We start from the raw sequence: 19,556 nt of genomic DNA on the forward strand, positions 1-19,556 counted from the left end.
TTGCGGGTGGGATGCATCATGGCGCCGCCCTTGCGGCCAACGCCGCGGCGCGCTGCGGCAGCAGCAGCCAGATCCTGCGCCGCTCGGCCTCGTCGCTGCCGGACCATGCGGCGATCTCCTCGATGGTGCGCAGGCAGCCTTCGCAATAGCCGCTCGCGGCGTCCATGCGGCACACGTTGCGGCACGGCGACGGCACGGGCTGCGCGCGCTGGGCGGCTTGCGCGCCGCGCGTGAGCTCGGCGGCGAGGCGGGTGGCTTGCGACATCGCCTCAGCCCTCGCCCGGGATGCCGCGCATGACGCCTCTGACGCGCACGACGCGTACAAGCAGCGGCTTCATGCGGACTGGCGCTGCGCCACGTCGGCCACCTCGGCCCCGGTCATGCGCTGCAGCTCCTGGGGCGTGAGGTTGAACACGGCGTGCGGATGGCCGGCGGCGGCCCACAGGCTGTCGTAGCGGAACAGGTCGCTGTCGAGCAGCATGACGGGCGCCACCGCGTGGCCGATCGGGCAGACGCCGCCAATGGCGTAGCCGGTTTTCTCGCGCACGAACCTGGCATCGGCCTTGCCGAGCGCGCCCACCACGGCGGCGACCTTGGCTTCGTCGACGCGGTTGCTGCCGCTGGCGATCACCAGCACCGGCGCATCGTCGGCGACGCGGCGAAAGATGATGGACTTGGCGATCTCGGCCACCGAACAGCCGAGGCCGGCCGCTGCCTCGGCCGAGGTCTTGCCGGTGGCGGGCAGCATGACCACGGGCTTGTCGTGGCCAAGGCCGGCCAGCAGGCCGGCCACGCGCTGCGCCGCTTCGGGCAGCGCGGCGGTGTCGTTGGCGGTGTCGGGAGAGTTCATGTCGATAGGGTTCGGATGAAAGGCCTTATACGCAGGCAGGCGCGGCGTCCGCGGCGGCGCCCCACTTGGTCAGCAGCGCGCGTCCCACGCGCGAGCTGTTGGCGCGGCCGATCGACTGCGAGATGAAGTCGCCCGCGCGCACCACCTGCTCCAGGTCCACGCCGGTGTGGATGCCCATGCCGTGCAGCATGTACAGCACGTCTTCGGTGGCCACGTTGCCGGTGGCGCCCTTGGCGTAAGGACAGCCGCCGAGGCCTGCCACCGAGGCGTGGAAGATCGAGATGCCGACCTGCAGGCTGGCCAGGATATTGGACAGCGCCTGGCCGTAGGTATCGTGGAAATGGCCGGAGAGCCGGTCGATGGGGAATTCGGCGGCCACCGCGTGCATCACCTCCTGCACCCGGCCCGGCGTACCCACGCCGATGGTGTCGGCGATGTCGATCTCGTCGCAGCCGAGATCGCGCATGCGGCGCACCACGTCCACCACCGCGTGCACCGGCACCTCGCCCTGGTAGGGGCAGCCCAGCGCGCAGGAAATGCTGGCGCGCAGGCGCAGGCCTTTCTCCTTGGCAGCGGCGGCGACTGGCGCAAAGCGCTCGATGGATTCGGCGATGGAGCAGTTGATGTTCTTTTGCGAGAACGCCTCGCTGGCGGCGCCGAAGATCACGACCTCGTCCGCGGACGCGGCCACCGCGCCTTCGAAGCCCTTCATATTGGGCGTGAGCACGGAGTACAGCGTGCCCGGCCGGCGCTGGATGCGCGCCATCACGTCGGCGCCATCGGCCATCTGCGGCACCCATTTGGGCGAGACGAAGGAAGCGGCTTCGATATTGACGAAGCCGGCGTCGCTGAGGCGGTTGATCAGGTCGACCTTGACCTCGGTCGGCACCATGGCCTTCTCGTTTTGCAGGCCGTCGCGCGGGCCGACTTCTACGACTTTTACATAGTGGGGCAGGGTCATGATGTCTCCTCGCTGTCTGGTAGCGGCACGCGCGTCTTGCCGCGCGCGCCATTCAACTAATGTGCGGACATTGGGCTCGGGCTCGCGGCGGAAATGCTCCGCCCCGGCGCCCGGCTTGCTCAATAGCCGCGTTGCAGGTCGACCACGCCGGCGATCGGCTGGCCCGCGCCCAGCGCGCGGATCTTGGCCGCGATCTGGGCGACGCTGTCTTCGCGCAGCGTCAGTGCCGCGATATGCGGCGTGATGGTGATGCGTGGCTCGGCCCAGAACGGATGCTCGGCGGGCAGCGGCTCGGTGCGGAACACGTCGAGCGTGGCGCCGGCAATCTGTCCCGACTGCACGGCGGCCAGCAGGTCTTGCTCGACCAGGTGCGGGCCGCGCGCCACGTTGACCAGGTAGGCCCCCTTGGCGAGCTTGCCCAGCAGGCCGGCATCCAGGATGTTCTCGGTTTCCGGCGTGAGCGGCAGCACGTTGACCAGCACGCGCAGGCCGTCCAGGAACGGCGCCTGGCCAGCCTCGCCGGCAAAGCCCTGCACCCCTTCGATATCGCGCGCCGTGCGGCTCCAGCCGCGCACCGGGAAGCCGAAGCCGGCCAGCGCCTGCGCGATCTGCGCGCCGAGCGTGCCCACGCCCATCACGCCCACGGTGAAATCGGCGCGGCGATGCGGCTTGAGAAAGCGCCAGGTGCCGGCCTGCTGGGCCAGCGCGTACTCGTCCAGGCGGCGGAAATAGCGCAGTACCGCGTGTGTCACGTAATCGATCATCTGCGCTGCCATGCCGGCATCGTCCAGGCGCACGATGGGCACGCCGGCCGGCAGCGCGTCCGGGTCGGTGTCGCGCAGGCTCAGGATGCCGTCCACGCCGGCGCCCAGGTTGAACACGGCTTTCAGGTCGGTACGCCCGCGCAGCATCTCGAGCGGCGGGCGCCACACCACGGCGTAGTCGACCTGCTCGTTCTTGCTGTCTTCCCAGGTCAGGCATTGCGCTTCGGGCAGGGCCTCGGCAAAGCCGTCGATCCAGGGCTGGTAACGGCCGTCCGGTACATACAACTGCAACTTCATCTCATCTCCACTCTGGTCTTCTTTCTCTTCTATTTTCGCAGAGGATAGGCGTGGCCTGCGGTTTTCTTGCAGCGGGCGCCGCCTGAAGGGGCGGCTCAGCCGTTGCCGGCTTCGAAGGACAGCAATTGCGCGCCTTCGCCGACCTGCTCGCCCACGCCATACAGCACCTCGCCCACCACGCCGTCGGCCGGCGCACTGATGGTGTGCTCCATCTTCATGGCCTCCATCACCAGCAACGGCGCGCCGCGCGCGACCCGGCTGCCGGCCTGGACCATGACCGCGATGACCTTGCCGGGCATGGGCGCGGTGAGCTTGCCGCCCTCGCCTTCGCCTTCGCCTTCGGCAGCATGCGCGAGCGGGTCGATCCAGGTGAGGGCCACATGGCGGTGGCCGCTGAATACATGGAAGGTATCACCTTCCGCGTGGACCTGCCCACGGGCGCGCCGCGTGCCGAGATCGACACGAATATCGTCCGCCGCGCACTGCGCCCGGAACGGCGCGGCCTGGTCGGCGAAGAACAGCGTGCTGCCGCGCGCATCGGTGGCGAGCGTCACATCGGCGATGTGGCTGCCCGCCGGGCCACCCACCGAGAAACGCAGGGCGCGCCGCTCCCCGCCATTCAACCGCCATGCGCCGGCATGCTGCCAGGGTGAGTGCGCGTCGGTCGGGTCCACGCGGCGCGCGCGGGCTTGCGCATCCAGCAGCGCCGCCACCGCCAGCGCAATCACTTCCATGCCCACGGGCGCGGCCGGCGGAAACAGTGCCGCCTGGTTGCGCTCGATCAGGCCGGTGTCGAGGTCCGCCGTGCGGAACGCCTGCGAGGTCACCAGCCGCCGCAGGAAAGCCACATTGGTGGACAGGCCCACCACACGGTATTCGGCCAGCGCCTGCGCCATGCGCGCCAATGCCTCCTCGCGGTCGCGGCCCCACACGATCAGCTTGGCGATCATGGGGTCGTAGTACGGGCTGATGGTGTCGCCCTCGCGCACGCCGGAGTCGATGCGCACGCCAGCCGGGCCGTTGCCGTCCCGGCCCAGCGCGAACGTGACCGCTGCCGGTGTGCGCAGGTAGCGCAGCGTGCCGGTGGAGGGCAGGAAGCCCTTGTCGGGGTTTTCGGCGTAGACGCGGGCTTCCAGTGCATGGCCGTGGATTTGAAGCTGATCTTGCCTGAGCGGCAGCGGCTCGCCCGCGGCCACGCGCAGCTGCCATTCCACCAGGTCTTGCCCGGTGATCATCTCGGTGACCGGGTGCTCCACCTGCAGGCGGGTGTTCATCTCCATGAAGTAGAACGAGCCGTCTTGGTTGGCGATGAATTCCACCGTGCCAGCGCCGACGTAGCCTACCGCCTGCGCGGCGGCAACGGCGGCTTCGCCCATCGCGCGCCGGCGTTCCTCGCTCATGCCAGGGGCCGGCGCTTCTTCCAGCACCTTCTGGTGGCGGCGCTGCACCGAGCAGTCGCGCTCGAACAGGTAGACGCAGTTGCCGTGCGTGTCGGCAAAGACCTGGATCTCGATATGGCGGGGGCGGGTCAGGTATTTCTCGACCAGCACGCGGTCGTCGCCGAAGCTGGCGCTGGCCTCGCGCTGCACGGACGCCAGCGCGGCTTCGAAGCCGTCGCTGGCTTCCACCACGCGCATGCCCTTGCCGCCGCCGCCGGCGCTGGCCTTGAGCAGCACGGGGTAGCCGATGCGGTCGGCCTCGCGGCGCAGCAGGGCGGCATCCTGATCCTCGCCGTGGTAGCCGGGCACGAGCGGCACCGCGGCCGCCTCCATCAGGCGCTTGGCCGCGCTCTTGCTGCCCATGGCGCGGATGCTGGATGCCGGCGGGCCGATAAAGACGAGGCCGGCTTCGGCGCAAGCTTCTGCGAAGCCGTCGTTCTCGGAGAGGAAACCGTAGCCCGGATGGATGGCCTGCGCGCCGGTGGCCTTGGCCATCTCGATGATGTGGTCGCCGCGCAGGTAGCTGTCGCGCGCTGCCGCGCCGCCGATATGCACGGCCTCGTCGCACAGCGCCACGTGGCGCGCGTTGGCGTCGGCGTCGGAGTAGACGGCTACCGTGCGGATGCCGAGGCGGCGGCAGGTGGCTGCCACGCGGCAGGCGATTTCGCCGCGATTGGCGATCAGGATCTTGTTGAACATGGCGCCCTCCCCTGATGAACCTCTGCCCGCAGCCAGTGTGGTTGCGGGGACGGCGGCCATTGACCATGGGCCCTTGGCCGCCGCCATTGCCGCCAGCTTACCCTGCGTAGCCCTCGGTGCGGATATCCAGCCGTGCCAGCAGCGCGCGATCGCGATCGGCCTGGGGGTTGGCGGTGGTCAGCAGGCGGTCGCCGTAGAAGATGGAATTGGCGCCGGCCATGAAGCACAGGGCCTGCAGCGCGTCGTCCATGGTCTCGCGGCCGGCGGACAGGCGCACCATGGCGCTGGGCATGGTGATGCGCGCCACCGCGATGGTGCGCACGAACTCGAACGGGTCGATCGGCGCGGTGTCGGCCAGCGGCGTGCCCTTGACCGCCACCAGGTTGTTGATGGGCACCGACTCGGGATACGGGTCGAGGTTGGCGAGCTGCGCGATCAGCCCGGCGCGCGCCTCGCGCGATTCGCCCATGCCGACGATGCCGCCGCAGCACACGTTGATACCGGCCTCGCGCACATGGCCGATGGTGTCCAGGCGGTCCTGGTAGGTGCGCGTGCCGATGATCTCGCCGTAGAACTCGGGCGAGGTATCGAGGTTGTGGTTGTAGTAGTCCAGTCCCGCGTCCTTCAGGCGCTGCGCCTGCTCGGCTTCCAGCATGCCTAGCGTGACGCAGGTCTCCAGGCCCATGGCCTTGACCTCTTTCACCATCTCGATGACCGGCTCAAGGTGGCGCTCCTTCGGGCTGCGCCAGGCGGCGCCCATGCAGAAGCGGCCAGCGCCGCTGGCCTTGGCGGCGCGCGCGGCTTCCAGCACTTCGTCGAGCGCCATCAGCTTGCCCGCGGTGACGCCGGCATCGTGGTGCGCGCTCTGCGGGCAATAGCCGCAATCCTCTTCGCAGCCGCCGGTCTTGATCGACAGCAGCGTCGAGAGCTGCACGGCGTTGGCATCGAAATGCTCGCGGTGCACCTGCTGGGCGCGGAACAGCAGATCGTTGAACGGCAGCGCGTACAGCGCGGCGACCTCGGCGACGGTCCAGTCGCCCGGCTTGGTGGCGGGCGCGGGCTCGGTAAAGCGGCGGGCGGTCTGGCGCAGGGTGTCGGCGGAAATGGTGGCGACGGTTTCGCCGGCGTGGGTGGTTGCGGTCATGTTTGCGATCTGTTCCGGTAATTCGTTCAGTGTTTTCAGTCTTGGTCCGGTGCGCGCTCAGGCGGCGACACCATCGCCTGCGGCATGGCAAGCGGCAAGCAGCGGCGCCAGCGCGAGCTGGCTGGCGGCTTCGGCCGGCGCGACCTGCCACGGCAGCGTGCCGAGCCAGGGCGCGCCTAGCGCCGTGCGCAGCGTGTCGATGTTCTCGTCGGCGAGCTGCATGCCGGGATCGATGCGGTTGGCGATCCAGCCGGCCAGGTGCAAGCCGCGCGCGCGCACGGCTTCGGCGGTAAGCAGCGCATGGCTGATGCAGCCCAGGCGGATGCCGACCACCAGCACCACCGGCAGGCCGAGCATCACGGCAAGGTCGGCCGTGTCCCAGCCGCCTTGGTCGCGCGGCGCGCCGTCCAGTGGCACGCAAAAGCCACCGACGCCCTCCACCACCACCGCGCCGGCCCGCGCCTGCAGCGCGGCAAACGCGGCGCGGATCGGCTCGCGCGTGATGCGCGTGCCCTCGATGGCGGCGGCCAGGTGCGGCGAAGCCGGCGTGCGCAGCAAAAACGGGCACGTCTGCGCCTGCGCAACGGTCACCGCGCTGGCGGCGCGCAGTTGCGCCACGTCATCGTTGTGCCAATGGTCGTTGCGCCATTCGCTGCCGCTGGCCACTGGCTTCATGCCAACGGCCAGGTGGCCGGCGGCGCGCAGCGCGTGCAGCAAGGTGGCGCTAGCGTGCGTCTTGCCGATGCCGGTGTCGGTACCCGTGACAAAGCAGGCGATCATGACGCCTCCTTGCGCGGCACCACGCTGGCCAGGCTGGCCAGCAGGCGCTCGACATCGGCCACGGTATGCGAGGCCGACAGCGTGATGCGCAGGCGCGCGGTACCAACGGGCACGGTGGGCGGGCGGATCGCGCCGACGCGGATGCCGTCGGCCTCCAGCGCCGCGGACAGTGCCAGCGCCGCCACGTTGTCGCCCACGATCACCGGCTGGATCGCCGTCGAGCTCTCACCCAGGCGCCAGCCAGCCGCCCGCGTCAGGCCGGCCAGGCCGCTGCGCAGCGTATGGATCAGCTTATCCAGCTGCGCGCGGCGTTGCCGCCCTTCGTCGCCGGCGATCAACGCCAGGCTGGCGGACAGGGCGTGCGCCACCGCCGGCGGCGAGGCCGTGGTGTAGATGTACTGCCGCGCGGTGTTGACGAGATGATCGATGATGGTCTCGTGCGCGGCCACGAACGCGCCCGCCACGCCGGCGGCCTTGCCCAGCGTGCCGATATAGATAAAGCGCGGCGACGTCAGCGCGAGGTGCTCCAGCACGCCGTGGCCTTGCTCGCCCAGCACGCCGAAGCCATGTGCGTCATCCAGGATGATCCAGGCATCGTGCCGCTCGGCCAGCGTCAGCAGCTCGGCCAGCGGCGCAAAGTCGCCGTCCATGCTGAACACGCTGTCGGTGACGATCAGCTTGAGCGGGCTGGTGCTGGCGGCCAGCAAGCCTTCGAGCTCGGCCACGTTGCGATGCGCGTAGCGGCGGACCTCGGCCCGCGCCAGGCGCGCGCCGTCGATCAGCGAGGCATGGTTGAGCGCTTCGCAGAAGAGCGTGGCATCGGCGCTGCCTAGCGCGGTCAGCACCGCCATGTTGGCCATATAGCCGGTGCTGAAGTAGAGCGCGGCCGCGTGCGGAATGTTCGGCGCGAACCACGCCGCCAGTTCCCCTTCGAGCCGGTGGTGGGCCAGCGAATGGCCGCTCACCAGGTGGGAGGCCCCGCTGCCCGCGCCGAACTGGCGCGCGCCCTCGGCCATGGCCGCGATCAGCGCGGGATGGTTGGCCAGGCCCAGGTAGTCGTTGCTGCAGAACGTCAGCAACGAGTGCATCTCGCCGCCGCAGGCATCGCTCACGGCTTGCTGCGGCGCACAGGCGGAGTACGCGGTGCGGCGGCGCCGCGTCAGTGCCTTTTCGTCGCGCTCGGCGGCGGCCAGGGTCAAGTGCTCAAGCAGCATCGCGTATCTCCGTGGGTGCGCCGGTACCGTTGCCAGCGCTGTTGTTCTGGTCCATGCCGGCGAGTACCGTGTCGAGCGTGGCTTGCAGCTGGCCTGCCAGCCATTGCGCAAGCGCCGCGTCGAACACGTACGGGGGCATGATGTAAAGCGTGCGGCCGATCGGCCGGATCAGCACGCCGTGCTTGCGCGCGGCATGATGGAAGCGCGCGGCGAACTCGCCCGCGTCGGCCGCGTATTCTTCGCGCACATCGGCGGCCCAGATCAGGCCGCGCTGGCGTACGTGATGCAGCCGGGCATCCGCCGCCAGCCCTGCCATGGCCTGCGTGAGCCACTGCGCGCGCTGGCGGTTCTGCGCCACCACGTCTTGCTTGGCGAACAGGTCGAGCGTGGCCAGCGCGGCGCGGCAGGCCAGCGGGTTGCCGGTATAGGAATGCGAGTGCAGGAAGCTGCGGGCGCGGTCCGGGTCGCGCGCCTCGGCCACGAAGGCCTGCTGGATCGCGCTGCGCGACAGCACCAGCGAGAGCGGCAGGTAGCCGCCGCTGATGCCTTTGGACAAGCACAGGAAATCCGGCCACAGGTGCGCCGGCAGCGGTGCGCCGGGCTCGGCCGCGCCGCGTGCCTGCTCCCACGCGAAAAAGGTGCCGGTACGCCCGCACCCCACCGCAATCTCGTCGGCGATCAAATGCACGCGGTAGCGGTCGCACAGCGCGCGCACGCCTTCCAGGTAGAGCGGATCATGCATGGCCATGCCTGCGGCGCACTGCACCAGCGGCTCGATGATGAGCGCTGCAATCTGGCCGCCGCGCGCCTGCAGCAGCGCCTCCAGCGCATCCAGCGCGCGCTGCGCAACCTGCGCGGCGCTCTCGCCCGGCGCGGCCTGGCGCGCATCCGGCGACATGACCACGTGCGAGCTCATCAGCATCGGATCGTAGGCATCGCGGAAGATCGCCACATCGGTCACCGCCAGCGCGCCCACGGTCTCGCCGTGGTAGCCGTGGCGCAGGCAGACGAATTCGCGCTTGCCGCCCAGGCCGGTGTTGCGCCAGTAGTGGAAGCTCATCTTCAGCGCAATCTCCACGGCGGACGCGCCGTCGCTGGCATAGAACGCATGACCGAGCGCGCCGCCGGTCAGCGCCGACAAGCGCTCGGCAAGCTCCACCGCCGGCGCATGCGTGCAGCCGGCCAGCATCACGTGCTCGAGCGTATCGAGCTGCTCGCGCAGCGCGGCGTTGATGTCCGGGTTGGCGTGGCCAAACAGATTGACCCACCAAGAGCTGGTGGCGTCGAAATAGCGCTGGCCGTCGGTGTCGTGCAGCCAGGGGCCCTCGCCGCGGGCGATGGCGAGCGGCGGCTCGCCGGCATCGGGCCGCAGCGGCGTGCACGGATGCCATACCGCGCGCAAGCTGCGCTCGCCCAGCGTGGGCTGGGCAAGATGCGCGCTCGGCGCCAGGGACGCGGAATTGGACTGGTCTTCCAAGGAAACCCTCCTTTGTTGACCGCGCGCTGGCCGGCCCAGGCCGGCGAAGCCTGGCGTGGCGGCACTTGCGTGCGGGTTGGGGAGAGTCATGGTAGGGAGCTACCTGGTGAATTGGCAAACAGCGCCGGATTTACACGTTGACGACACGTTGAACGACAAAGCACGAAGAAGTACCTAACCGCCTCGTATCCCGACACTTGCGTGCGCCTATCTCCACCCTGCGCAGCCGGATGCGGCGCGCGATTCCATCCGTCTATCGAAAATAATCACGCATCATGGCTGCGGATCGAACGAAAGCCCGATCTCCTTGAAGAACCGCTCGACCTCCGGCAGCCAGATCGGCACGCCCGCGCGGGCGCCGAACAGCGTATGGGAGTCGCCCGCGAATGTGCCGTAGTCCACCATGCGGGCGTTAGCGGCAGGGCCATGCGCCTGCGCGGTATAGGCCTCGAAGAATTTTGCCGGCAGGGGCTGCGGCCAGTAGCTGTCGTTATCGCCGTACAGCCACAGCGAGGGATAGCGCGCCTGTTTGCCGTAGTCGCCGAACGCGTCCACCAGGTTGAATTCCCAGCGGCTGCAGGACTCGTCGCGCAGTCCGCCGGCAAAATTGATCACGCCCAGCACGCCCGGATAGGCGATGGTGCTGAATGCCATGGTGGTCAGCCCGCCATGCGACTGGCCGATCACGACGATGTGCGACTTGTCCACATAGGGCTGCTTGATCATGTATTCGAGTGTGGCCACCACGTCTTCGGCCTGCACCAGGCCGTTGCTCTCGACATTGCAGCCGCCGCCGATATAGGCGCCGCCGGATTTGGAAAAGCCCTGGCGCATCGGCAGCGCCACAACGTAGCCGCGCTTGACGAATTCCGCGCTCTGCACGAGGTAGCGTGCGCGCGACTGGAAGGCTGGCTTGCCCAGCGCCTTGCCGTGATTGATCACGACCAGCGGAAACGGGCCGTCGCCGGGTGGCTTGAAGATAGTGGTTTCCAGCTCCAGCGAGAACATGACGCCGGGCTTGGGAACCATGGCGACCTGCTCAGACGATCCGGGGATGATGGCGGTGATCGCCTCTGGTGCCTGCGTGGCCTGATTCGCGGATGGCGCCCGCGCCATCGCCCCGGCGAATGGCAGGGTCAGCAGCAGGGCCAGGGCCAGTCGTTGCATCCACCTCATGATTTGCCTGCTCCTTGGTTTGCCCCTGCCGCGCGAAGCGCCGCTTGCCTGCTGCCCGCCGCCTCAGGCCGTGCGCTTGGGCAACGGATGCCCCGGCAGCAGGTCGTACGGATGACGCCAGCCCGGCAGCGCACGCAACCGCTCGGTCCAGGCGTGGAGTTGCGGATACTCCTTGCGCCAGTGCACGCCGATCTCGTCGTCGTAGAACACGTAGCCGGCCAGCGAGAAATCCGCGATGGTCGGGCGCTCGCCCAGCACGTAGGCTCGCCCGGACAAATGCGTGTTGAGCACGTTCCACGCGCCCTCGCAGCGCTGCCTCAGGAACTGCAGCACCGCCGGGTTCGGTGCCTTGGTGAAGGTGCGCAGGAAGCGGTAGGTTGCGGTGTACGACGTGAACTTGTGGTTGTCGAACAGCAGCCAGCGCAAGACCTCGGAGCGTTCGGCCTCGCTGGCAGGGCCGTAGGCGTCGAGGCGCTGCGCGAGCAGGTCCAGGATGGCGCCCGATTGCGACAACCGCTGTCCATCGAACTCCAGCACCGGCGCCTCGCCCATTTCGTTGATGGCACGGTACTCGGGCGCATGCGTCTCGCCGTTGAAGTAGTCGACGAAGCGCGGCGTCCACAGCGTGCGGCCACGCTGCACGCCGACGGTTTCCAGCAGCAATGCCACCTTGTAGGTGTTGCCGGATTGTGCGAAGCCATACAGCAGGTACTCCGTGTCCCGCGCAGCAGCAGCAGCCATCGATTCCGTCATGGTGTCTCCCCCGGCATTTCGCCATCGACATAAAGCCAGCGCGGCGCCTCGCCGGCGCTGCGCGGCTCGCGTACAAAGCGGCTGCGCTCGTGCAGCCGCCAGGCGCGCCCGCCCACCTTGTAGCGCGCCACGAACTCCACCTGGGCATGCGTCTCGTCCTGCTGCGCATGCGCCTTGACCGCGAGCCCGAGCCAGCGCGTGTCCGTGTCCGCGGCAAGATCGTCCGGGCAGGTAGATGGATGCCAGGTATGGCGCAGCCAGTCCACGTCGCCCAGCACATAGGCGCTATAGCGCGAGCGCATCAATTGCTCTGCGTTGAACGGCAGCGCCTCGCCGCGATGAAAGCGCCCGCAGCAGGTGGCGTAGTCGCCCCCGCCGCATGGGCAGCCGCCAGTGCCGGCGCCGGACGCGCGCGCCTTCATCCGATCAGCCCCGGCAGCTCGCGCATATCGGTGAAGGTAGTGACTGCGCCGGCTGCCAGCAGCGATTGCGCCGCGTTGCGCGCAGCGTAGCCGAGCACCGTCATGCCCGCGGCAACGCCTGCGGTCACGCCCGTCGGACTATCCTCGATCACCACGCAGCGCGCCGGCTCCACATCCATGGTGCGCGCCGCCAGCAGGTACACGTCGGGCGCCGGCTTGCTGCGCTCGACCTCGGTCGACGAGAAGATATGCTCGCGCTCGTCCTGCTGGAACAGCTCCACCAGGCCGGTGCGCGTCAGTTGCAGCTTGACCTTGATGCGATCCGCGCCCGAGGCCACGCAGACCGGCAAGCCAGTCGCGACGATCGCGCGCACCGCCTCACGCACATGCGGCACCGCCTGCACTTCCGCCTCAAGGACCGCGTTGCGACGCACGAACCATTCCGACAGCCAGTTTTCCGGCAGCGGCGCGCCACGCCGGCTGGCGATGTTGTCGAGCTCTTCGCGCACCGCGCGGCCGAGAAACCACTTGGTGGATTCCTCGATCGAGATGCGGATGCCAAGCTCGTTGAGCATCTCGTTGAGCACGCGGTTGACGATGGGCTCGCTGTCGACGAGCACGCCGTCGCAATCGAAAATCACGCAGTCGAAACGGGGATGGCGGATCGGCTTGATGCTGGCATTCATGCGGGTTTCTTTTCCTTGCTGCTATCTGTGCTGTTATCTGCGCTGTTTTCGGTATGGCTTGCATTGCTGTCCATGCCCGGCACGGCACGCAGCGCCATCGGGCGCTTGCTCTTGAGGTGTGCTTCGATCTGGTCGAAGCGGTCGAAGCCCCAGAACGGCTCGCCGTCGATGATCACAAAGGGCGAGCCGAACACGCCCTTGGCCATGGCCACGTCGATCTCGGCCTTGAGCTGGTCCTTGATCTGGAAGCTGCTCGCGCCGGCATCCATGGCATGCGCGTCGATGCCGAGCGGCTCGGCCAGCTTCACCAGTTCGGCCGGCTCGGCGATGTTGATGTCATCCACGAACAGGGCGTGATAGACCGACTTGGCAAACGCGGTGGCGATATCGTCGCCGTGATGGTTCTGCAGCCACAGCACGGCGCGCGCGGCCTGCGTGGTGGGCAACGGGAAGTGCGTCGGACGCTTGTACTCGATATTGTGGAAGCGCGCGGTGCGCTCGAAATCGCGCCAGGAATAGTCGCCCTTGAGCGGCACCTGCGGCAGCGGCGAGCTGCCAGTGGTCTTGAACACCACGCCGAGCAGGATCGGATGCCATGCGACGATGCGCCCGTACTTCTGCGCCAGCTCGTCGATGCGCGTGCTGGCGAAGTAGCCGTAGGGCGAGGAAAAATCGAAGTAGAAATCGATGGCAGCAGTCATTGTCTGGGGGCTCCTGGCGTCTGGCCGTTTGGGTTCAATGCTTCGGTGATTCGATGATGCGCCAACAGGTTGGTTCCGTGCTGCGCGCGAGCCGCCCTCAGGCCAGCGCCCGAGCGATCAGTATCTTCTGAATGTCGCTGGTGCCCTCGTAGATCTGGCAGACGCGCACATCCCGGTAGATGCGCTCGACCGGGAAATCGCTGACATAGCCGTAGCCCCCAAAGACCTGGATGGCGGCCGAGCAGACCTCCTCGGCCATCTCGCTGGCATACAGCTTGGCCATGGCGGCCTCCTTCAGGCAAGGCCGCCCCGCATCCTTGAGCGACGCGGCATGCCACACCATCTGCCGCGCCACCTCGATCTTGGTCGCCATGTCGGCCAGGCGGAACTGCACGGCCTGGTGCGCGAACAGCGGCTGGCCGAAGCTCTCGCGTTCCTTGGCATACGCCAGCGCCGCGTCGAACGCCGCGCGTGCCATGCCGATGCTTTGCGAGGCGATGCCGATGCGTCCGCCTTCCAGGCCGGACAGCGCCATCTTGTAGCCGGCGCCCTCCTCGCCCAGCATATTGGCTGCCGGCACGCGGCAATCCTCGAACAGGATCTGCGCGGTGTCCGACGAATGCTGGCCGAGTTTTTCCTCCAGCCGCGCGACGATGTAGCCGGGCGTCGCGGTGGGCACCAGGAAGGCACTGATGCCGCGCTTGCCCGCCGCCTTGTCGGTGACCGCGAGCACGATGGCCACGTCGGCGTTCTTGCCGCTGGTGATGAATTGCTTGACACCGTTGAGCACGTAGTCGTCGCCATCCCTCACCGCGCTGGTGCGTAGCGCGGCGGCATCCGAGCCCACGTGCGGCTCGGTCAGGCAGAAAGCGCCGAGCATCTCGCCGCGCGCGAGAGGCACCAGCCACCGCTGCTTCTGCGCCTCGCTGGCGAAAGCCATCAACATGCTGCACACCGGGCAGTTGTTGACGCTGATGACAGTCGAGGTGCCACCATCGCCGGCAGCGATTTCTTCCAGGATCAGCGCCAGCGAGAGATAGTCGAGCCCGGCGCCGCCGTATTGCTCGGGTACCGCCACGCCGTAGGCGCCGAGCGCGGCCAGCTCGCGGTGCACCGCCTGCGGGAAGGTCTTGTCGCGATCCCACGCGGCGGCGTGCGGCGCGATCTCCTGCTGCACGAACTGGCGCACGGCATCGCGGATCATTTCCTGTTCTGGCGTGAGCAGCATGTCAATTCACCAAGGTGGTAGCGGAGTCGGGAACCATGAACGCCGTGCTCACCACGGGATCACGCTGCCATCGTAGTTGCGAAAACCGCCGTTATCCTGGCGCGTCGCGCCGGCGATCACGCCGCGCATGCCGGATACGCTTTGCTGCGGCGTGAGGTCGGCTTCCTTACCGCCCATCTCGGTCTGCACCCAGCCCGGGTGGAAGGCCAGGCAGGTAGCGTGGCGCGCGTCGAGCGAGGCGGCCTTGAGCGCCGCGTTGGCCGCCGCCTTGCTGACCCGGTAGAGCCAGCTGCGGTTGCTGTCCATGGTGCCGATGCTGCCCATGCGCGAAGCCAGCACCGCCAGCACGCCACCCTTGCCCGAACGCCCGGCCTCGACCAGCGGCAGCAGCAACGGCAGCGCCATCATCGGCCCCAGCACATTGACGTGCATCACCTTGTCGAAGTCTTCGCGGGTGACCGGCTGCGCGCCTTCGGTGCGCGGGCCGATCACGCCGGCGTTGTAGATCGCTACGTCGATGGACTCGCCGTCCAGCTTCCAACCCAGCCCGGCGACCTGGCCCGCGTCGGTCAGGTCGGCGCGCAACGCCTCCGCGCCAAGCGCTTCGATGGCCTTGATGCCGTCATCGCTGCGCGCGACGGCCAGCACCCGCCAGCCATCGGCACGGTACTGGCGCACAAATTCGAGACCGATGCCACGCGAGGCACCAAGGATGAGAGCGGTTGGCAAGGCAGTACTCCTTCTTCTATATCGTTTGCGGCCTGGCTGCCGCGCGGTGGCGGCAGCTGCTCAGTTGCGGTCGATGCCGCGGGTTCAGACGATCTCCAGCCCCACCGCGGTGGCTTCGCCGCCGCCGATGCACAGGCTGGCCACGCCGCGCTTGCCGCCGGTCTTGCGCAGTGCACCGATCAGCGTAGCCATGATGCGCGCGCCCGAGGCGCCGATCGGGTGGCCCAGCGCGCAGGCGCCGCCGTGGATGTTGACCTTGTCGCGCGGGATCTTAAGGTCGTGCATGGCGGCCATCGGCACCACGGCGAACGCTTCGTTGATCTCGAACAGGTCGACGCTGTCGGTAGTCCAGCCGAGCTTGCGGTAGAGCTTGTTCATCGCTTCCACCGGCGCGGTGGTGAACCAGCCGGGCGCCTGCGCATGCGAGGTGTGGCCGAGCAGGCGGGCCAGCGGTTCCAGGCCGAGCCGCTTGGCGGTGGATTCGCGCATCATCACCAGCGCGGCAGCGCCGTCGTTGATCGATGACGACGAGGCGGCGGTGATGGTGCCGTCCTTGGCAAAAGCGGGCTTGAGCGATGGGATCTTGTCGACCTTGATGCGGCGCGGGCCTTCGTCGGTATCGATGATGGTGTCGCCACCACGCCCCGGCACCGTCACCGGCGCGATCTCCCAGCGGAAGTCGCCACGCTCGGTGGCCTGCTGGGCGCGCCGCACGCTCTCCATGGCGAACTCGTCCTGCGCCGCGCGGGTGAAGTCGTACTTGGCCGCGCAGTCCTCGCCGAAGGTGCCCATCGAGCGGCCACCGCCTTTTTCGTCCTTGATGTAGGCGTCTTCCAGACCGTCGAGCATCATGTGGTCGAAGATCATGCCGTGGCCGATGCGGTAGCCGCCGCGGCCCTTGGGCACCAGGTACGGCGCATTGGTCATGCTCTCCATGCCGCCCGCGATGCCGATCTCGAACGCGCCCGCGATCAGCGCGTCATGCACATTCATGGCGGCGCGCATGCCGGAGCCGCACATCTTGTTGACGGTGGTGCAAGCCACGCCAAGCGGCAGGCCAGCGCCCAGCGCTGCCTGCCGGGCGGGCGCCTGGCCCAGGCCCGCGGGCAGCACGCAGCCGAACACCACTTCCTCAATCTGCTCCGGCGCGAGGCCCGCGCGTTCGACCGCCGCGCGGATGGCGGCGGCGCCGAGCTGCGGCGCCGTCAGCGTGGCGAACTCGCCCTGGAAAGCCGCCATGGGGGTGCGGGCGGCGGATACGATGACTACGGGATCATGCATGGTGTGTCTCCAATGATTGGGGCGCTGGCTGGCGGCGATTGTTGGCTCTTCCGGGAATCTCTCTGTACTTGCCGACGACTGATGACCGATGTTCAGCGGATCGACGCTTGCGGCGGATCGCCGAACTGGCGGTAGGCGGCCTCAAGCTGTGCGTGCAGCTCGTCGTTGCTGCTGGCGGCCATGCCCAGGTCGCGCAGCAGGCCGTCGGACACGCCGTAGACCCAGCCATGCACCGTGACCGGCTGCCCGCGGTCCCACGCGTCCTGCAGCACCGTGGTCTGGCACACGTTGTTGACCTGCTCGATCACGTTGAGCTCGCACAGGCGCGTATGCGCATCTTCCTCGCGGGTGATGGTGCCAAGGTAGGCGCCGTGCTTGTCGGCCACGTCGCGCACATGGCGCAGCCAGTTGTCGGCCAGGCCGATGCGCTGGCGCTTGAGCGCCACCTTGACGCCGCCGCAGCCATAATGGCCCACCACGGTGATGTGGCGCACCTTGAGCACTTCCACCGCGAACTGGATCACGGACAGCGCGTTGAGGTCGCTATGGGCGATGACGTTGGCGATATTGCGGTGGACGAACACCTCGCCCGGTGCCAGCCCTAGGATCTGGTTGGCCGGCACGCGCGAATCCGAGCAGCCGATCCACAGGTACTCGGGCGCCTGCTGGTTGGCCAGGCGCATGAAGAAGCTCGGGTCTTCCGCATTGACGCGGTCCACCCACTCGCGGTTGTTGCGGAAAAGCTGGGCGATAGCGTCACTCATGCGACTCTCCTTGCGGGTGCGGGATCGTTGCCGTGCGCGCGCGCTTCGGCGTCGCCGCCGCCGGCGGCATAGCGATGGATAAAGCGTTCAGAAACATCATAGGCATAGAAATCATGGATTTGCCCGGCCAGCAGCCGGTCCTTGTGAGCCTGCCACATGGCAGGATCGAAAAAATCTTCGTGGTGCCGCAGGAAGGCAGCACGCACGCGCGCGTCGCCGAGCAGGAAGGTGCGATAGGTCTCGGGGAAGATGTCGTGCCGCCCGACGCTGTACCAGACCTCGCCCGACAGTTCCTCCTCCTCGTTGCGCGGCTGCGGCACGTGGCGGACATTGGTGTCCGTCATGTACTCGATCTCGTCGTAGTCGTAGAACACCACGCGCCCGTGGCGCGTCACGCCGAAGTTCTTGTAGAGCATGTCGCCGGGAAAGATATTGGCAGCGATCAGCTCCTTGATGGCGTTGCCGTACTCGACGATGCCGTGCTCGACCTGCGCATCCGAGCCTTCCTGCAGCCAGATGTTCAGCGGCGTCATGCGGCGCTCAATATACACGTGGCGCACGACAATTTCCTCGCCACCATCCTTGCCGCGCTGGTATTCGATCATCGACGGCGCATGCAGCTCCAGCTCGCGCACCAGCGCATCGTCGAAGCGAGACAGCGGGAAGGCCACGTCGGAGTACTCCAGCGTATCGGCCATGCGCCCGACGCGGTCGTGCTGCTTGACCAGCTGGTACTTCGACTTGACCAGCTCGCGCGTGGTCTCCTTCGGCGCCGGGTAGTAGTCCTTGATCACCTTGAACACGTAAGGGTACGACGGCAGCGTGAACACCAGCATCACCAGGCCCTTGATGCCGGGTGCGCTGATGAACTTGTCCGACGAATGCTGCAGGTGATGCAGGAAGTCCCGGTAGAACAGGTTCTTGCCCTGCTTCTGCAAGCCCAGCGAGGTATAGATCTCCGCGCGCGGCTTGCGCGGCATGATGTCGCGCAGGAAGGTCACGTACGCCGACGGGATCTCCATGTCGACCATGAAGTACGAGTGCGTGAAGGAGAACAGGATCAGCAGTTGCACCTTCTTGAGCAGCACCGTATCGAGCGACAGCTTGCCATCGGGCGTGTGCACGATGGGAATCGCCAGCGGGAAGGTGCGATCGGCATTCAGGATACGGCCGATGATGAACGCCGACTTGTTGCGGAAGAACAGCGACGACAGCACATGGATCTGGAAATTCGGCGCAATGCGGAAGTCACCGAAATACTCGGTGACGGCGCGCACCACATAGCCGATATCGCGCGTGAGATCGTCAAACGGCCGCTCGAGCTGGAAGTTATGGACGATGCGTTCGAAGCACGCCGCCATGCCCTTGCGGCTGCCCGGATAGTAGGCGCGAAAGGTCGGCCGGGTGGGCGACTCCTCGTTCTCGATGTACTCGGTCGAGATGGCCGGGCGCACGAAGATGAAGTCGTTGTTGAAGTACGAACGGTGCAGGATGCGCGTGCACACCGAGTTGAAGAAGGTCTCGGCCAGTTCCGGCTGGTGATGGTTGGTCAGCAGCCCGATGTAGTGCAGCTTGATCTGCTGCCAGATCTCGTCCTCGATATTTTCCGCGTCGTATTCGTCTTCCAGGATCACGCTGGTTTCGCGCACCCGCTCGTTGTAGAAGTCGATGCGGTCGCGCTGCAGTTGCTGCAGGCCGAGCCAGTCGGCCGCTTCGAACTTCAGCTTGGCCAGGTGGCTGACTTCGCGGAACAGCCGGTAATGCTTGTCAAACCCGTCCAGCATGGTCCGGGCCACGTCGTAGGCGATCTGCGAGGACAGCAGCTTGGGGAAGTGGGACATGTCGCAGACCGGTGACTAAGGCTGGAGGTGGTTTCCGGAGATTGTAAATTGGTTCGGCGGCCGGGCGAGTGCTCTTTCGGTCAATTCGGCGTGGGCGGTGGGGCACTTAGGCTGGCGCTGCCGCCTTGCGGCGCCGCGCCCGGCCGCGTGCTGCGCCGGCATCACATGGTTTGCGAGAACAGCTCGCGCCCGATCAGCATGCGGCGGATTTCCGAGGTGCCCGCGCCGATCTCGTACAGCTTGGCGTCGCGCCACAGGCGGCCGACCGGGTATTCGTTGATATAGCCGTTGCCGCCCAGGATCTGCACGGATTCGCCGGCCATCCAGGTGGCCTTCTCGGCGGTATAGAG

At 67.6% G+C, this 19,556-nt stretch carries 20 protein-coding genes; all 20 read right to left on the reverse strand.

Translation table 11 applies throughout. The features are described from left to right. Positions 1–16 precede the first annotated feature (16 nt). Entirely contained in the window at positions 17–265 is a 249-nt protein-coding gene (locus tag AC1RQC_RS31560) for a DUF1289 domain-containing protein (RefSeq protein WP_492830283.1), read from the reverse strand. A gap of 69 nt (positions 266–334) precedes the next feature. Next, positions 335–850 carry a YbaK/EbsC family protein gene (locus tag AC1RQC_RS31565; protein WP_492830281.1) on the reverse strand — a complete coding sequence of 172 codons (516 nt, stop codon included), beginning with the start codon at positions 848–850 and terminating at the stop codon, positions 335–337. Between the two features lie 25 nt (positions 851–875). Next, a complete protein-coding gene (locus tag AC1RQC_RS31570) occupies positions 876–1,811 on the reverse strand; it encodes a hydroxymethylglutaryl-CoA lyase (protein ID WP_183032151.1) in 936 nt (311 codons plus the stop codon). Between the two features lie 119 nt (positions 1,812–1,930). Beyond that, entirely contained in the window at positions 1,931–2,872 is a 942-nt protein-coding gene (locus tag AC1RQC_RS31575; RefSeq protein ID WP_492374279.1) for a 2-hydroxyacid dehydrogenase, read from the reverse strand. Positions 2,873–2,967: 95 nt separating this feature from the next. After that, positions 2,968–5,010, reverse strand: coding sequence for an acetyl/propionyl/methylcrotonyl-CoA carboxylase subunit alpha (locus AC1RQC_RS31580; protein WP_492885623.1), 2,043 nt, complete (start codon positions 5,008–5,010; stop codon positions 2,968–2,970). A 97-nt stretch (positions 5,011–5,107) separates the two neighbouring features. Further along, the gene (gene bioB / locus AC1RQC_RS31585; protein ID WP_492374277.1) at positions 5,108–6,154 is read right to left on the reverse strand and encodes a biotin synthase BioB; all 1,047 of its coding nucleotides are present in this window, start codon (positions 6,152–6,154) and stop codon (positions 5,108–5,110) included. Positions 6,155–6,211: 57 nt separating this feature from the next. Further along, positions 6,212–6,934 carry a dethiobiotin synthase gene (gene bioD / locus AC1RQC_RS31590; protein WP_492374276.1) on the reverse strand — a complete coding sequence of 241 codons (723 nt, stop codon included), beginning with the start codon at positions 6,932–6,934 and terminating at the stop codon, positions 6,212–6,214. Further along, positions 6,931–8,148, reverse strand: coding sequence for an 8-amino-7-oxononanoate synthase (bioF, locus tag AC1RQC_RS31595; protein WP_416050206.1), 1,218 nt, complete (start codon positions 8,146–8,148; stop codon positions 6,931–6,933). Before bioF ends, bioD begins: the two co-directional genes overlap by 4 nt. Then, positions 8,138–9,625 (reverse strand): adenosylmethionine--8-amino-7-oxononanoate transaminase, encoded by a 1,488-nt coding sequence (gene bioA, locus AC1RQC_RS31600; RefSeq protein ID WP_492374275.1) that lies wholly within the window; start codon positions 9,623–9,625, stop codon positions 8,138–8,140. The genes bioF and bioA overlap by 11 nt, the downstream gene beginning before the upstream one ends. A gap of 273 nt (positions 9,626–9,898) precedes the next feature. Then, a complete protein-coding gene (locus AC1RQC_RS31605; RefSeq protein WP_492885625.1) occupies positions 9,899–10,801 on the reverse strand; it encodes a dienelactone hydrolase family protein in 903 nt (300 codons plus the stop codon). A gap of 63 nt (positions 10,802–10,864) precedes the next feature. Then, the gene (locus AC1RQC_RS31610; protein WP_492374273.1) at positions 10,865–11,554 is read right to left on the reverse strand and encodes a glutathione S-transferase family protein; all 690 of its coding nucleotides are present in this window, start codon (positions 11,552–11,554) and stop codon (positions 10,865–10,867) included. Next, positions 11,551–11,976, reverse strand: a complete 426-nt coding sequence (locus AC1RQC_RS31615; protein WP_492885627.1) for a YchJ family metal-binding protein — start codon at positions 11,974–11,976, stop codon at positions 11,551–11,553. The genes AC1RQC_RS31610 and AC1RQC_RS31615 overlap by 4 nt, the downstream gene beginning before the upstream one ends. Then, positions 11,973–12,662 (reverse strand): HAD family hydrolase, encoded by a 690-nt coding sequence (locus tag AC1RQC_RS31620; RefSeq protein WP_416050202.1) that lies wholly within the window; start codon positions 12,660–12,662, stop codon positions 11,973–11,975. Before AC1RQC_RS31620 ends, AC1RQC_RS31615 begins: the two co-directional genes overlap by 4 nt. Then, positions 12,659–13,363, reverse strand: coding sequence for a 2-hydroxychromene-2-carboxylate isomerase (locus AC1RQC_RS31625; RefSeq protein ID WP_492374272.1), 705 nt, complete (start codon positions 13,361–13,363; stop codon positions 12,659–12,661). Before AC1RQC_RS31625 ends, AC1RQC_RS31620 begins: the two co-directional genes overlap by 4 nt. Before the next feature lie 97 nt (positions 13,364–13,460). After that, positions 13,461–14,591 carry an acyl-CoA dehydrogenase family protein gene (locus AC1RQC_RS31630; RefSeq protein WP_492832995.1) on the reverse strand — a complete coding sequence of 377 codons (1,131 nt, stop codon included), beginning with the start codon at positions 14,589–14,591 and terminating at the stop codon, positions 13,461–13,463. 48 nt (positions 14,592–14,639) lie between these two features. Further along, positions 14,640–15,320, reverse strand: coding sequence for an SDR family oxidoreductase (locus tag AC1RQC_RS31635; RefSeq protein ID WP_416050200.1), 681 nt, complete (start codon positions 15,318–15,320; stop codon positions 14,640–14,642). An 84-nt stretch (positions 15,321–15,404) separates the two neighbouring features. Next, positions 15,405–16,601, reverse strand: a complete 1,197-nt coding sequence (locus AC1RQC_RS31640; RefSeq protein WP_492812825.1) for an acetyl-CoA C-acetyltransferase — start codon at positions 16,599–16,601, stop codon at positions 15,405–15,407. 92 nt (positions 16,602–16,693) lie between these two features. Then, positions 16,694–17,365, reverse strand: a complete 672-nt coding sequence (can, locus tag AC1RQC_RS31645) for a carbonate dehydratase (RefSeq protein ID WP_416050198.1) — start codon at positions 17,363–17,365, stop codon at positions 16,694–16,696. After that, positions 17,362–19,206: a bifunctional isocitrate dehydrogenase kinase/phosphatase gene (gene aceK / locus AC1RQC_RS31650; RefSeq protein ID WP_492812823.1), complete on the reverse strand. Its 1,845-nt coding sequence runs from the start codon at positions 19,204–19,206 to the stop codon at positions 17,362–17,364. The genes can and aceK overlap by 4 nt, the downstream gene beginning before the upstream one ends. Before the next feature lie 161 nt (positions 19,207–19,367). Then, positions 19,368–19,556 (reverse strand): acyl-CoA dehydrogenase family protein (locus AC1RQC_RS31655; RefSeq protein ID WP_492885629.1); only part of this gene is annotated, 189 nt, incomplete at its 5' end.

It is taken from the genome of Cupriavidus sp. GW822-FHT03E04 (assembly GCF_058801495.1).

Bases quoted from the DNA above. Each gene is read 5' to 3' on its own strand.
- AC1RQC_RS31605 (WP_492885625.1), bottom strand. From the start codon at position 10,801: ATGAGGTGGATGCAACGACTGGCCCTGGCCCTGCTGCTGACCCTGCCA.
- AC1RQC_RS31640 (WP_492812825.1), bottom strand. From the start codon at position 16,601: ATGCATGATCCCGTAGTCATCGTATCCGCCGCCCGCACCCCCATGGCG.
- AC1RQC_RS31625 (WP_492374272.1), bottom strand. From the start codon at position 13,363: ATGACTGCTGCCATCGATTTCTACTTCGATTTTTCCTCGCCCTACGGC.
- AC1RQC_RS31620 (WP_416050202.1), bottom strand. From the start codon at position 12,662: ATGAATGCCAGCATCAAGCCGATCCGCCATCCCCGTTTCGACTGCGTG.
- bioF (WP_416050206.1), bottom strand. From the start codon at position 8,148: ATGCTGCTTGAGCACTTGACCCTGGCCGCCGCCGAGCGCGACGAAAAG.
- can (WP_416050198.1), bottom strand. From the start codon at position 17,365: ATGAGTGACGCTATCGCCCAGCTTTTCCGCAACAACCGCGAGTGGGTG.
- AC1RQC_RS31630 (WP_492832995.1), bottom strand. From the start codon at position 14,591: ATGCTGCTCACGCCAGAACAGGAAATGATCCGCGATGCCGTGCGCCAG.
- AC1RQC_RS31610 (WP_492374273.1), bottom strand. From the start codon at position 11,554: ATGACGGAATCGATGGCTGCTGCTGCTGCGCGGGACACGGAGTACCTG.
- bioD (WP_492374276.1), bottom strand. From the start codon at position 6,934: ATGATCGCCTGCTTTGTCACGGGTACCGACACCGGCATCGGCAAGACG.
- AC1RQC_RS31615 (WP_492885627.1), bottom strand. From the start codon at position 11,976: ATGAAGGCGCGCGCGTCCGGCGCCGGCACTGGCGGCTGCCCATGCGGC.
- AC1RQC_RS31575 (WP_492374279.1), bottom strand. From the start codon at position 2,872: ATGAAGTTGCAGTTGTATGTACCGGACGGCCGTTACCAGCCCTGGATC.
- aceK (WP_492812823.1), bottom strand. From the start codon at position 19,206: ATGTCCCACTTCCCCAAGCTGCTGTCCTCGCAGATCGCCTACGACGTG.
- AC1RQC_RS31570 (WP_183032151.1), bottom strand. From the start codon at position 1,811: ATGACCCTGCCCCACTATGTAAAAGTCGTAGAAGTCGGCCCGCGCGAC.
- AC1RQC_RS31565 (WP_492830281.1), bottom strand. From the start codon at position 850: ATGAACTCTCCCGACACCGCCAACGACACCGCCGCGCTGCCCGAAGCG.
- AC1RQC_RS31580 (WP_492885623.1), bottom strand. From the start codon at position 5,010: ATGTTCAACAAGATCCTGATCGCCAATCGCGGCGAAATCGCCTGCCGC.
- bioB (WP_492374277.1), bottom strand. From the start codon at position 6,154: ATGACCGCAACCACCCACGCCGGCGAAACCGTCGCCACCATTTCCGCC.
- AC1RQC_RS31560 (WP_492830283.1), bottom strand. From the start codon at position 265: ATGTCGCAAGCCACCCGCCTCGCCGCCGAGCTCACGCGCGGCGCGCAA.